We start from the raw sequence: 14,017 nt of genomic DNA on the forward strand, positions 1-14,017 counted from the left end.
CATGGAGCAGGATGCGTTGTATGAACTCTGAACGGTTGCAGGTTGTTCGCTACCCGGTTGCTGACCTTGAGCGGCTGGAAGCGCTTTGGCGCGACCTGGAAGGCCGGGCTTCGCCAACCGTGTTTTTGTCCTGGCAATGGCTGGGGCATTGGCTGGCGGTTTATGAACCTCAGGCGCAGGTTCTCGAAGTAACCCAAGGCGATCGGGTAGTGGGCCTTGGCATTGTGGTGCAGACGGAAGAGCGGCGCCATGGTGTGCTCCGTTCCAACTGCCTGCGACTGCACCAGACCGGGCACCGGCAACAAGACCAGATCTGGATTGAGTATAACGGGTTCCTTGCAGAGCAGGGCATGGAAGCGTCAGTTGCAGCCGCGTGCCTGAAACACCTCTGTAACGATATGACCCAGTGGGATGAATTCATTGTAGGCGCTATAGATGCCGAAGAGGCCCGCCACTACGCCGAGCTTACCGGCCTCTTCGCCCATCTGCGATGGGAAGCCCCCTGTTACGGGGTAGACCTGGATGCCTTGCGCCGCAGCGGTCAGCATTACCGGGACACCCTGACGCGAAACACTCGTTACCAGATCAATCGATCTCACCGGCTTTATGAAGCGTGGGGCGCTGTGGAGCTGGTGCGGCCCGATTCCGCCGAAGAAGCAGTGGCTATCTTTGACAGCATCGGGCCGTTACACCTGAATCGTTGGGGTGCAGGCCCGGACCAGAGCGGCTACGCCAACCCGGATTTTGTACGTTTCCACCGCAGCCTGATTCAGGACCAATGGGCCAGCGGCGGGGTAGACCTGGTTTCGGTTAAGGCCGGAGACGACATGATCGCCTCCTTCTACAACCTGCTCTACGACCAGAAGGTGTATTTCTATCTGGGCGGCATGAAGACCGAGCCCGACAACCGCTACAAGCCCGGTTTGTTGGGCCACAGCCTGTGCATTGAAGACTACCGCCACCACGGATTCCATTATTACGACTTTATGGGAGGCGACGAGCGCTATAAAACCCAGTTGGGATCGCTTCATAAGCAGCTGGTGCAGGTGTCGCTGCAGCGGGACCGCTTCAAGCTGAAGCTGGAAGACGTGATGCGCAAAGCCCGTAACCGGCTCCTTCCCGAGGCCGGAGGGAGGCTGAAATGACGGTGATGGCCATGGCTGATGTCACCGGGCATAAACAGACGCTACCCGCTGATGTGAAAGTGGAGCGTTGCGTGGATGTGGACCGAAGCGCCTACCAGAATTTTGTGGCTTCCCATCCACACGCGACGGCTTATCACAATATTGCCTGGCTGGACGCGGTGGAGCAGGCATACGGCCACCCATGCTGGGTAGTCACCGCATGGCGCGGGCACCGTCTGGTTGCGGTACTACCGGTTTGCCAGTTGCGCCGCATTGGCGGTGGCTCCCTGGTGTCTTTGCCGTTCTGTGATCTGGCGGGCCCCCTGTATGAGACCGTGGAAGGCGAACCGGCCCTGAAAACCGGCGTTCGAACCCTGCTCTCCGAGTTGGGTGCAAGCACCCTGGAAGTGCGGCGCAGAGGGCCGGCACTCTGCGAACAGGATATCGCCGAGCTGGAACAGCGGAAAAGCAACCGCAAAGTCAGCATGGTCGCTTCTTTACCGGAGTCTTCCGAACGGCTGTTCGCCAGCTATAAACCCAAACTGCGCAGCCAGATTCGCAAAGCGGAAAAAAATGGCCTGACGGCCGAAGTGGTAACCGGTGCCTCCGGAATCGACGCCTTCTACCCGGTGTTCGCCGCCAACATGCGGCGCCTTGGCTCTCCGGTTCACGGCAGGGAGTGGTTTGATGCCCTGAAAACTTCCTACGACGACCGCCTGCTGGTGGGCATTGTTCGTCTTGAAAATGAGGTAGTGGGTGCCGGCATCGTGCTGGTGCAGGGCAAGACAGCCTGTATCCCCTGGGCTTCCACCCTAGCGGAATACAATCACCTGGCGCCGAACATGCTGCTGTACTGGCAGTTACTGAGCCATGTTGCCGATTACGGATGCAGGCAATTCGATTTCGGGCGATCTTCTTTTGGCGAAGGCACCTACCGTTTCAAAAAACAGTGGGGCGCAGAGCCTGTGGCGCTGGACTGGCAACAATGGCAACCGGATGGTTCGGTGCTTCAGTCCCCGGCTACTGAACCGGGGTTGCTGGCAAAGAAACTTCGAAGCTGGATTGAAGCCTGCTGGCGGAGGCTGCCACTGCAGCTGGCCAACCGGCTGGGGCCGAAGTTAAGGAAACATATCAGCTTATGATGTCGATAGTCTTAGTGATCACGGTTGTGAGCCTGTTGGTGCCGGTCTATGTGTATGCTGGATACCCGGCCATGCTCTGGCTTTTTACCCGGGGTTACCCGGCGCGGACCCACCGGATTGGCGACATCACACCGACCGTGAGCCTGATTATATCGTGTTATAACGAAGCGCCGGTTATCCGTGCCAAGCTCGATAACGCGCTGGCACTGGATTACCCGCGCAATAAGCTGACGATTCTGGCGGTGTCTGATGGCTCTGATGACGGCACCGATGACATCGTTCGCGAGTATCAGGGGCAGGGCGTGCGGCTGATCCGCCAGGAGGGCCGGCTGGGTAAAACCATGGGCCTGAACCTGGCCATGGAAAGCGTGGACACCGACCTGGTGGTATTCAGCGACGCCAATGCCATGTACGCCGCCGATGCCATCACCAAACTGGCACGCAACTTTGCTGACCTGGACGTGGGTTACGCCGTCGGAGCGGCGCTCTACACAGACGGCGACGCAGGAGCCAGCGCCAGAAATGAGAATTTGTACTGGCGCTATGAAATGGCGATTAAGCAGATGGAGTCTCGCCTGCACTCGGTGGTCGGTGGAGATGGTGCCATCTATGCCATTCGTACCCGTCTGTGGGAGCCACTGCAGCAAAAAGATATCAACGACTTTGTGAACCCGCTGCAGATAATAGCCAAGGGTTACCGGGGCGTGTTTGATGCTGAAGCCCGGTGCTTTGAAGAGACCGCCGGTGAATTCGACAAGGAAATCGCCCGTAAAGAACGCATTGTTAACCGCAGCATTCGTGGCCTGATGCGGGTGACGTCCACCATGAATCCGTTGAGGGCAGGGGTGTTTGCCTGGGAGGTTATCTCCCACAAACTGCTGCGCTGGCTGATACCGCTGTTCTTGCTGGCCGGAACAACCGGTAGCGTACTACTGGCGCTGGTGGGTTTCCGACTCTTTCAGCTCATCACCCTGGGCGCTGCCGTACTGCTGATTCTGGCCTGTGCCGGCCACCTGAGCAAAGACAAAAACGCAATGCCGGCCTGGCTCTCCACACCCTATTACTTCGTGATGGTCAATCTCTATGCGGTCCGAGGGATTGTGAAAGCCATGCGGGGAGAAACCCAGGTTACCTGGAACAGTGCCAGGCCGGTTAACGGCCGGGAGCAGAGCTGATGTCCAAGTTTGCGCTGCTGTTTTTGTTGGTGTTCTTTGGCGGGATTGTGGCTGCGTTGATGTATAGCGGTACGGCAGCGTTTGTGTTGTATCAGCTGGTTTATTTTTTGAATCCGGATGATCGGTGGTGGTCGGCGTCGATTCCGGGCCTCAGGTACTCCTTGATTGCGGTTGTCTTGATGATTTTTGTACTGGTAACCCGCCACCGGGAGCAGGCAGCGAAAAGCCCCTGGCTGGCCCAGCCCGCTACGAAATGGATCATCCTGATTCTCGGGATGTATTACTTCATGTACCTGCACGCCATCAACCCGGTGGCCCATGACAAGTTCACCTTCGACTTCACCAAAACGGTCATCATTATTGCGGTTGCCTACAAACTCATTCACTCGGAAAGAGCACTGCACGCAGTGATGTGGGGTTACATCGCCGGAGCTACCTATCTGGGGTACCTGGCGACTGTCACTGGCCGAAACGCCGGAGACAGGGTAGAGGGCATCGGTATGGCCGATGGTACCGATGCTAATGATGCCGCTATCACCCTGGTGCCTGCAGCGGTCATCCTGATGTACCTGGCCTGGATGGGTAACTTCAAAACCCGAGTGCTGTGCGTACTTTGTGGCGGCCTGATCGCCAATGGGCTGGTTCTGATCAATAGCCGGGGGGCGTTTTTGGGGGCAGCCACGGGCGTGGGGATTTACCTGCTGTATATGCTGTTTTCCCGTTTCCAGAAAAAGGGCCAGCGGGCGATGGCAATTCTGATCGTAGTGGGTGGCCTCTCCGGCGCGCTCTATCTTACCGACGACCAGTTCTGGGGCCGCATGAATACCATGCAAGACCTCGAAGACAAATCCAGTGGCGCCGGCCGCATGGAGTTCTGGTGGGCCACTTTTACCATGATGAAAGAGCACCCGGCGGGGCTTGGCATCATGGGTTATCAGCAAATCAGCGCGGCTTACATTCCTCCGGAGGTGCGGGGAAAGGTAGAAAAGCGAGCGGTTCATTCTTCCTGGTTCCAGCTGCTGTCCGAACTCGGGTGGCCGGGCCCGATCTTGTTCTTCTTCTTGCTGATGTCGCTTTTGAAGGTAAACCGGCAAGCCAAGAAACGACTGATCAGTGAGGGGCGAACGGACGAGTATTTTCGGATTGTCGCCCTTGAGGTCGCATTGCTTTCCTACATGGTGTCTGCCTCGTTTATAGACCGTTTCCGGTCTGAAATTCTGTGGTGGATGATTCTGTTCGTAGCGGCTGCGGGCAATGTCTACTACCTGCAATTTCAGGAGCACCTGGCCCACAGAAGGCTTGGAAAGCGGCAATCACCCAACGCAACGGAAATGCCCACATGACACCGATTAACGTTTTACAGTTCATAACCCCTGCCGGCTTCTACGGTGCAGAACGCTGGGTACTGGCACTGGCCAACAACATTGATACAACTGCCGTGAACTGCGACCTGGCCGTCACCCGTGAGAGCGCAGACCAGGATCTTACAGTGGCCGAGCAGTACCCGACGAGTGAGGGACAGAAGGTTCACTACCTGGATATGAACGGCCGGTTCGATGCTAGGGTAATTAAAGAGCTATGCCGGGTGATTCGTGAAAGGAACATCCACATCATCCACACCCATGGTTATAAATCGGACATCCTCGGCCTGATTGCCGCCCGCCGCACCGGTATAAAGTGCGTGAGCACACCACACGGGTTTTCCGGGAAGGTGGGATTCAAGCTGAGTGCTTTTATAAAGGTTGGAACTTTTATGCTGCGGTATTTTGACCAGGTGGTGCCGCTTTCGGAAGAGCTGGTTCAGGATATGGCACGGTTTGGTGTGCCTGCCACCAGAACCCGTTTTATTCGCAATGGTGTTGATCTAACCGAGATTGATGCGTTCAGAGCTGGTGAGGCAGGGCGTCCGGGAGCCAATGAGTCTGCGCACCGGACCATTGGCTTTATCGGCCAGATGATTCCCCGCAAGGGAATTCCTGATCTGCTTGCGGTGTTTGATGCTCTGTACCAGACAGATAATCGCCTGCGCCTTCAGTTGCTGGGCGATGGCGCCCAAAGGGCAGAGCTGGAGGCTCAGGCCAGTAAGATGGCGAGTGAGAGCGCCGTTGAATTTCTAGGCTTTCGCAGTGATCGCCTGAACCTGCTTTCCCGTTTTGACCTTTTCGTGATGACCTCCTCCCTGGAGGGCATTCCCCGTTGCATGATGGAGGCCATGGCCATGGGAATTCCCGTGGTCGCTTACGATATTTCCGGGGTTGATCAGCTGGTTGAGCACGAACGAACCGGTTTGCTTGCTCCTCTGGGAGATCAAGCGGCACTGATTGAGTGTTGCAGCCGTGTGTTGAACGACAAGAAACTGACCGAATCCCTTACCCGGAATGCCCGTGAGATGGTTAAAGAACGTTACTCCGCCGTTCGCATGGCTCAGGAGTATGAAACTTTGTTTTCCAATCTGCTGAACGGGCCTGTCGGAGAGGCAGTATCGGTCAGGAGGGCAGGCTGAGAATGTGTGGTTTGGCCGGTTTTCTAAGAACGCCTTCTACACCCGACAGAGCTGCCCATAAAGACTGGCTTGCGCGCATGGGCGAAAGCATCAGGCACCGCGGGCCAGATGCCGGGGCTATCTGGACTGATGATGGAGTCGGGATGGTTCACCGTCGGCTCAGCATCATTGATCTGTCTGAGGCAGGAAACCAGCCTATGGTGTCTGCCTCTGGCCGGTATGTGATTGCATTTAACGGCGAGATTTACAACTTTCAGGAATTGAGGGAACACCTGTGTCGCGAAGGCCATGTTTTTCGCACAGGGACCGACACCGAAGTCTTGCTGACACTTTATGAAACTATGGGGCCGGAATGTCTGGGTCTGCTGAACGGGATGTTTGCGATCGCTGTCTGGGACAAGACTGCCAGCAGCCTGTTTCTTGCAAGGGATCGCCTGGGTAAAAAGCCGCTTTACTTCTATCACAACGGTGGCCATTTCGCCTTCGCCTCCGAGATCAAAGCCTTGTTGCCCCTGCCCTTCTTGAACACGGAACTGCGGCACGATGCGATCAAGGATTTCTTTGCCTACCAGTATGTTCCAGACCCTAAAACCATCTATCGGAATATTTATAAGCTGCCCCCGGGCCATTGGCTGGAAACCGATGGTGTAAAAGTCCAGCAGGCCCAGTACTGGGATCTGGCGTTCGATAACCCGTCATCTCGAAGCGCGGATTCGCTGGCGGAAGAACTGTATGCCTTGATTGACGATGCGGTCCGGTTGCGGATGGTCAGCGATGTTCCGCTTGGTGCATTTCTCAGTGGCGGGGTTGATTCCAGTGCGGTTGTTGGCTTGATGGCCGGGCACAGCCAAATGCCGGTGACTACGTGTTCCATCGGGTTTGACTCCAGGCACTTCGATGAGGTGGTGTGGGCGCAGAAAGTTGCGAACCAGTTTGGGACGGATCATCACGAATTTACCGTTAAGGAAAACGTTGCCGGATCACTGGGCAAAATTTCCAGATACTTTGACGAACCCTTTGCAGATCCTTCGTTTGTACCCACATATTTTGTGTCTCAACTGGCACGGCAGAAAGTGACCGTGGCTCTGGCCGGGGACGGCGGTGATGAGAATTTTGCCGGCTACAGCAAATACCGCACTGACCAGATTGAAAACCAGATTCGCAGTTTGGTGCCCGGTGGGATACGACGTTCGCTGTTTCCGTTGTTGGCAAGAATGCTCGGCCAAATGGATAACACACCGGCTAAGAAAGCGAACTCCTTGCTGGGAACCCTGGCGACAGAACCAGACCAGGCGTTCTATACCTCAAACTGCTTCTTTCGGCCGGAAATCTGGAATTCACTGGTAACGGGAGAGCTGGCCAGGGAAACCAAAGACTACGACTCCGGTGAGATAACCCGGCACCATTACCGGCAGGCTAAGGCCGACGACCACCTATCGCGAATCCTGTACACCGACATCAAAACCTACCTGCCGGGTGACATTCTGGTGAAGGTCGACCGGATGAGCATGGCAAACTCCCTGGAAACTCGGGCGCCGTTACTGGATTACCGCGTGGTCGAATTCGCAGCCAATATTCCGTCACGATTAAAACTTCATGGGAAAGACAAGAAGCACATACTGAAAAAAGCGTTCTCAGGCATGCTGCCGCAGGATGTGCTGTACAGAAAGAAAATGGGATTTTCTGTGCCCCTGGCCCAGTGGTTGCGGTACGAGCTCCGGGAAATGGCTGAATCGTTGCTTCTGGCACCGGACAGTGGTCTGTCGAACCTGTTCGATCCCGCTGGAATCCGCCGCCTGTGGGAGCTGCATCAGTCCGGTAAGAACTATGTAACCCAGGAGCTTTGGTCTTTGCTGGCTTTTGAACTCTGGTGGCAGAGTTATCAGAAAGACCAAACCGGAGGAGGGCAGGTTTGATGGACTCCCCCAAACACAACGCCCCCCAACCGAAAGTCCTCCACCTTACGTTTAACATGGGAATAGGGGGCACTGAGCAGGTTATAAGGCAACTGGTTCTGGGTAGCCGGGGGCAGGAGGTTGAACACGAAATAGTCTGTATCGATGGCCAGGTTGGCGCAATCGGGGAGCAGATGCGGGAGGACGGTATTCCCGTGCACCGGATCTCCCGCGCCCCCGGATTCGACTGGAAACTAATACGGGGCCTGCGCAACCTTATCCGGGCACAGGATGTGAGCATTGTTCATTGCCATCAATACACTCCGTTCCTTTACGGTCGGCTGGCTGCACTGGGAACCGGCGCAAAAGTGGTGTTCACGGAACACGGGCGTTTCTACCCGGATCGTTACCGGTATAAGGCCGCTCTGATCAACCCTCTTCTGGCACTTCTGACGCCGGCGATTGTGGCCATCTCCGGTGCGACCCGGGACGCCCTGGCAAAATATGAGTTCATGCCCAAAAGCAAAATCCAGGTGATATACAACGGCATTCAGCCGTTGAAGGCTAATCCTGCTCGTATTAGTGAGCTCAGAAGTGAGTTGGGGATTCCGGAAGACAGCTTTGTTTATGGGACCGTTTCCCGGCTTGACCCAGTCAAGAACCAGACAATGATGCTGCAAAGCTTCGCCCGCTGCCTGAAAGATTACCCGGAAAGCTATCTGCTTATGGTTGGCGATGGCCCGGAAAGGCAGGCACTTGAGGCTCTGGCCGCGAGTCTTGGTCTTTCAGAAAAGGTTTGCTTCACCGGCTTCATTAATGAGCCGGCCCAACACCTCGCGCTGATGGATGCATTTTTGCTGTCCTCTCACACGGAAGGCACCTCGATGACGCTTCTGGAAGCGATGAGTCTGGGGATTCCTGCTGTAGTTACAGCTGTCGGTGGCAATGTCGAGGTTGTCGAGCATGAGGTGTCCGGATTGATTACTCCGGATGCTGACACAGTAGTGTTTGCCCAAGAGATGGCAAGGCTAAAGCAGCAAACCGTCTTGAGAGAACAAATCTCCGCAGCCGCCAGGGCTCGATTTCAAAGCCAGTTTTCGGCTGAGGCTATGGTTAAGAATTACCTTCGCATTTATCACCAGCTGTTTGCCTGAAGGAAAAGATTAATGTCCAGCAGTATCCGGCGGGCCGTTCTGTACTCCTCTGTAACTCGCTACAGCATGCGTTTCATGGGCCTTTTCTCAACCATGATTATTGCCCGCTTGCTGACGCCAGAGGAAATTGGAACCTTCGCGATCGCCAGCGCTATCGTGATGGTCATGAGTGAGTTTCGTTTGCTCGGAGCAGGAGCCTATCTGGTTCGGGAGCAGGAGCTGACAGAAGAGAAAATCCGTTCAGCCACCGGGCTCACGGTACTGATTTCCTGGGGACTGGGTCTGCTGATCTGGCTGGCGGCGCCGTGGGTGGCAGGGTTCTATGAGCTGGAGCCCTTATCGATTATTTTCCGGATACTCTCGGTGAGCTTCTTTGTTGCTCCATTCATCAGCATACCAACGTCCGTGTTGATGAGGTCCTTCCGGTTTAAGGAGCTGTTTGTAGTCAAGCTCTACACCACACTGGCTAATGTGCTGATTACCATCAGCCTGATTCTGGCCGGGTTCAGCTATTACGCCCTGGCTTGGGGGTACACACTTGCTGTTTTGGTCGAACTGCTGGTTTTGATTTATTACAGGCCGGCGGGTATGCCCTGGGGGCCCTCTTTCCAGCGTGTGGGGACTATTGCCCGCTTCGGGATCTACACCTCGTTAGCGGGTTTCTTACGCAAAGGCGTGGTCACAGTCCCGGATATGATCATTGGTAAGCTGGGCACACCGCTTCAGGTCGGCCTATTCTCCCGGGGGCTCGGATTCATCGAATTTGTCTCTCAGACCCTCATCATGGGCGTAAAGCCTGTGGTGCTGCCGTATCTGTCAGACGTAAAGCGCAGCGGGGGTGATATTAATCAGGCTTATCTGCAGGCCAGCGTGATGCTTGGCGGGTTGATCTGGCCGGTTCTGGCTGTGGCAAGTGTGGTTAGCCTTCCAGCGATCTATCTCTTTTTCGGTGATCAGTGGCTTCAGGCTGCGCCTTATGCTTCGCTGATTGCCTGGTGGGCAATCTTCCGGATGGTGCATTGGTTCTCTAGTGACTTGTTGATGGCCCGGGGCTTTGAAAAGGTCATGGTGATCAAAGAGGCGGTTGTGTTCTTCGCACATTTTCTGGCGATCCTGCTTTTATCCCCGCTTGGCCTTAAGGCCGTAGCGGCGGGTTTCGCCGGAGCGGGAGCTATCGACCTTGTAGTGACCAGTTGGGTGCTTTGGCGGTATCTGGGCCTGAACCCGGCGCTTATGGTGCGGGCCTGGAGGCAGAATGCCCTCATCATGGTTTTGTGCGGGCTGGCTGCCTGGGGCTGTTATGAGGCCATGCTTGCACAAGGTTTCGGCATGGTAGCAGGTCTGTTGGTCGTTGCGAGCGTATTGCCGCCTGTCTGGCTCGGACTGATTGTTGCTTTGAAACATCCCCTGCGAGCAGAGCTGGTTCGTGTTATACGAATCTTGCACGTCTGATCAGAGTGTTATCACCAATCGGTACATGGCCTGAGTGGCAGCTTTTGAGTGTAGATACAATACTTCACGTAATGTTACGCACTGAAACCTATGGAGTCTGCTATGGCAAATGGAATGAAGCTGTCGGCCTGTCTGGCCTTTGGCCTGTTGGGAGGGTGCCAGTCCTGGTCAGTACGTGACATCGATTCACTGCCACCCACGGCCTCCCTACCGCCGACAAGCGAGCAAGGAAAGGTAGAGTTACGGTATTTTGATAACGTGACGGCTTCGTCGATAGACGAGCTTACGGCCTTGGGTCGGTTCCCTGATAACCCGGATGAGGTTTCAGAGCTGGCCCGCCTGGAAATGCTCGATAACCGTGCAGATCAGTATGGGGGATTTGTTCGTGGGTTTATTGTTCCGCCAAGTAGCGGCACTTACCGTTTCTTTATCAGTGCGGATGACGAAGCGCAGTTTGTTTTCAGTACCACCGCCAGTTCAGCAGATGCCCAGGTCGTTGCCAGCGTGCCGCGCTACAGTTCTCGCAACCAGTTCGACAAATACAGCTCCCAAGCCTCTCCGATATTCAACCTGGAAGCCGGTAAGCGTTATTACTTTGAGGTGATTCACCGTGAGGGCTATGGCGGGGACCATTTCTCGGTTGCCTGGGAGGGCCCGGGGATCACGCAATCGATAGTTGCAGGTGATTACCTGTATTCCTACGGAGAAAGCAGCGCTATCTATCCCGGCGACGAGCTATCGAAAGAGGGATTTTCGCTGGGCTATCGGGTAGGTTACTTCGATGGTGGACAGGGCTTGGCTTTCAATCCTTCCTATCCGCCACTTGATGATGATCAGGACGGCCTCTATGACAATTGGGAAGAGTTTCATGGCCTGAGCGCCTCTGATTCTGCAGACGCCACATCTGACCGGGACAATGATTTCCTGACAGCAACAGATGAGTTCCGCTTTGGTGCGAACCCTGGAAGTCCGGACACAGACGGCGATGGCATACCTGATGGTGTGGAGTTTGCCTACGGTTTGGACCCGCTTAACCCGGGAGATGCCCGCGGAGACCTGGATGGAGATGGCGTTTCCAATCTGGATGAATATAACGCTGGAACCGATTTTACCGATGCCCAAGATGTGCCTGTGAAAGAAGCGGAATTGGTTCCGGGTATGGTCGGTCAGTATTTTTCCGGACGAGACCTTGATCAGTTCTTCTTCGCTCGCCTGGATGACAAGGTTGAGTTCGACTGGGGTAGTGGGTCGCCAGGCGAGGGAATCCCTAACGATGTCTTTAGCGCTCGCTGGGTAGGTTATTTCCAGCCGCCTCATAGTGAGGGGGCGCGGAGCTATACGTTCCGGGCGCGTCGGGATGACGGCGTCAGAATCTATCTGGGTGGAGAGCGGATTATGGACCGCTGGAGTGGTGGAAGCACATCCAACTATTACACAGCCTCGAGATCCGTAGAAGCGGGAGAACCAGTACCTTTAATCATCGAATACTCAGAGAGTTATGGTGGAGCACGGATTTTCCTGGAAATTCAAGATGGCGAAACCGGCCAGCGACTTCCTGAATCATCTGTGCTGCTAACCACGGCATTAGATGCCCCTGTCTCTGAGGACTCCAGTGGGGATGGTATTCCGGATAGCTGGGCATTGAGGTTTGGTCTCAACCCGTACGAACAAAACTCAACCAAGGTGCTGAACAGCCGTAATGTGACAGTGCAGCAAGCCTACAACGAACAGCTGGATCCAAGAACACTCGAGCCAGACGACGAGTGGTCTGGTGGCACCGTGGGTAGCAGTCCTGCACCCGAGCAGCCTCCTGTCGAGCAAGCTCCTCCAACATCTACAACCACCGTTACCTTGAGCTGGACTGCGCCTGGTACACGGCTGGATGGTAGTTCGATTTCACTATCAGAGATTGATGCCTACGAAATTCTATATGGTCAATCTGAAACTGAACTTACCGAGCGAGTGGAAGTAGGGCCTGCGGAGACCGAGTACACGTTTGAGGGACTTGAAGCAGGAACCTGGTACTTTGCCGTACGGGTGAGAGACAGTGCCGGGCTTTGGAGTCCCAATTCTGAGGTGGTGAGCCGTTCAGTTGAGTAAAAGCCTCTTACTTTAAAGGAGCTCAGCTTTGGCTGAGTTCCTTTATTTTTACCGCAAGATTCGCTGCAATATCTGCAACATCAAATTCACGCCGGTTAGCATATCCGGTGAACTCTGAACCATGTTGCTGCCTGAGCTCGCGCAGCACGGAGACCACCTCGTCCGGGCGGGAGGGATCAGCACAGAGCCCGAGTTTCTTCTGCCGGACCAGCTCACTCAGAGCGCCGTTGTCCGGGGTGATGCTGATCATCGGTTTGTTCAGTGCCAGGTAGTCGTAAAGCTTTGATGGAACCTGGCTCTCTGTAAACGGTTGAATGTTAACCACCGCATCTGCGGTTGCCAGCTCCGCGAGGCACTCCTTGTAAGGCCTTGCAGGCTCGAGCTTCAATGCTCCGCTTTCAAACAGGTCTTTGTAGCGTTCCTTTATGTCGTAGGTGAGTTGCACTTCACCTATCTGAATAAAGCGGAATTGCTTTTCCTGCTGTCCCTCTTCGGTAACTTTCTGATTGAGCAGGCGGATAGCGTCAAGTAGTGGTGCTGGATCGCGCACGCCGTACAAAAAGCCGGCGTGATATAGGTCCACATACGGTCTTTCGTTATCTGGGTGAGCCGGCGAGCCCTCAAGGTTGAAATCGGACAGGTCGTACCCGTTGGGCATTACGAAGAACCGTTCCGGATTCATTTCGGGGTAACGGGCGAGGAAGGCTTTACGTAGAGGTTCGGTATTCAGAGAAACCGCTGCTGCATGCTCTACAACCTTACGTTCAAGTTTGCCGGCCCAATCATCCAGAAAGCGCCCCTTGGATTGATGGAAAGGGTTATCCATCCAGGGGTCCCGAAAGTCGACAATGAGAGGTTTGCCGGTTGCCTTGCTGATCATGTATCCGGTTATCAGGCCTGACCATGGCGAGCCGGTTGCGAAGATTACGTCAATGTTCCTGTCCCGAACCAGCTTTTTCCCGGCCCGGGCTGCGGGAAAAATCCATGGCCCGGCCTGATCAGGGAAGTAGCAGAGATCGTAGATGAAGTCTTTCAGGCGCTGAAACTGACTGCGGGTATCGGTGTCTTCGGCGGTGGCTTTGAAAACGGAGGTTTGCGTGGGCTGCGCCGAACTTTCACTATGATTGTTGGAAGCAGGCTCCCGTTGAGCCAATCCTTTAAGCGCCTGTCTCATGCCCAGAAGTTTTTTGAAGATATCCCACGGCGCCACCCTGTGTATAACCTCGCCATTTACAGGGAGGCTCAGATGGGCAAGGGCGTTGTCCTGTTCCCGTGTATCCGCCGGCCCCGTTAATACATGGCACTCCCCGTTGTGAAGGTATCGAAGAAACTTCACCGTACGCATGCTGCCCGGTACTCCGGTACTGATGGCCGGAGGAAAAAAGTAGGCAATAAAAAGCACTCGACGGCCACCGAGATCGCCGGATTGCGTCCTCGTAGGGGTTGCTGATGCCATGGGTATCTATCCTTAT

10 protein-coding genes are annotated in these 14,017 nt (G+C 55.2%); 9 read left to right on the top strand and 1 reads right to left on the bottom strand.

Features of this window, described 5'->3' with window-relative positions; genetic code table 11:
• Positions 1 to 20 precede the first annotated feature (20 nt).
• The 9 genes from AQ621_RS06605 to AQ621_RS06645 all read left to right on the top strand — a co-directional run bounded on the left by AQ621_RS06605 (position 21) and on the right by AQ621_RS06645 (position 12,545).
• A complete protein-coding gene (locus tag AQ621_RS06605; RefSeq protein ID WP_058340776.1) occupies positions 21 to 1,145 on the top strand; it encodes a GNAT family N-acetyltransferase in 1,125 nt (374 codons plus the stop codon).
• A complete protein-coding gene (locus tag AQ621_RS06610; protein WP_227508256.1) occupies positions 1,142 to 2,266 on the top strand; it encodes a FemAB family XrtA/PEP-CTERM system-associated protein in 1,125 nt (374 codons plus the stop codon). The genes AQ621_RS06605 and AQ621_RS06610 overlap by 4 nt, the downstream gene beginning before the upstream one ends.
• Entirely contained in the window at positions 2,263 to 3,441 is a 1,179-nt protein-coding gene (locus tag AQ621_RS06615) for a glycosyltransferase family 2 protein (protein WP_227508257.1), read from the top strand. The genes AQ621_RS06610 and AQ621_RS06615 overlap by 4 nt, the downstream gene beginning before the upstream one ends.
• Positions 3,441 to 4,784 (top strand): O-antigen ligase family protein, encoded by a 1,344-nt coding sequence (locus tag AQ621_RS06620; RefSeq protein WP_058340777.1) that lies wholly within the window; start codon positions 3,441 to 3,443, stop codon positions 4,782 to 4,784. The genes AQ621_RS06615 and AQ621_RS06620 overlap by 1 nt, the downstream gene beginning before the upstream one ends.
• The gene (locus AQ621_RS06625; protein ID WP_058340778.1) at positions 4,781 to 5,944 is read left to right on the top strand and encodes a glycosyltransferase family 4 protein; all 1,164 of its coding nucleotides are present in this window, start codon (positions 4,781 to 4,783) and stop codon (positions 5,942 to 5,944) included. The genes AQ621_RS06620 and AQ621_RS06625 overlap by 4 nt, the downstream gene beginning before the upstream one ends.
• A gap of 2 nt (positions 5,945 to 5,946) precedes the next feature.
• Complete coding sequence (asnB, locus tag AQ621_RS06630) at positions 5,947 to 7,860, top strand: asparagine synthase (glutamine-hydrolyzing) (protein WP_058340779.1); 1,914 nt, start codon at positions 5,947 to 5,949, stop codon at positions 7,858 to 7,860.
• Positions 7,860 to 8,993, top strand: a complete 1,134-nt coding sequence (locus AQ621_RS06635) for a glycosyltransferase (protein WP_058340780.1) — start codon at positions 7,860 to 7,862, stop codon at positions 8,991 to 8,993. The genes asnB and AQ621_RS06635 overlap by 1 nt, the downstream gene beginning before the upstream one ends.
• Before the next feature lie 12 nt (positions 8,994 to 9,005).
• On the top strand, positions 9,006 to 10,445 hold the full coding sequence (locus AQ621_RS06640) for an oligosaccharide flippase family protein (protein ID WP_058340781.1): 1,440 nt from the start codon (positions 9,006 to 9,008) through the stop codon (positions 10,443 to 10,445).
• 102 nt (positions 10,446 to 10,547) lie between these two features.
• Positions 10,548 to 12,545 (top strand): PA14 domain-containing protein, encoded by a 1,998-nt coding sequence (locus AQ621_RS06645; RefSeq protein ID WP_058340782.1) that lies wholly within the window; start codon positions 10,548 to 10,550, stop codon positions 12,543 to 12,545.
• Between the two features lie 22 nt (positions 12,546 to 12,567).
• Here AQ621_RS06645 and AQ621_RS06650 read toward each other — a convergent pair whose 3' ends face one another.
• On the bottom strand, positions 12,568 to 14,001 hold the full coding sequence (locus tag AQ621_RS06650) for a glycosyltransferase (RefSeq protein WP_082640931.1): 1,434 nt from the start codon (positions 13,999 to 14,001) through the stop codon (positions 12,568 to 12,570).
• Positions 14,002 to 14,017: the final 16 nt, after the last annotated feature.

Origin of the sequence: Marinobacter sp. P4B1, from assembly GCF_001447135.1 — a bacterium.
Taxonomy (GTDB): domain Bacteria; phylum Pseudomonadota; class Gammaproteobacteria; order Pseudomonadales; family Oleiphilaceae; genus Marinobacter; species Marinobacter vinifirmus.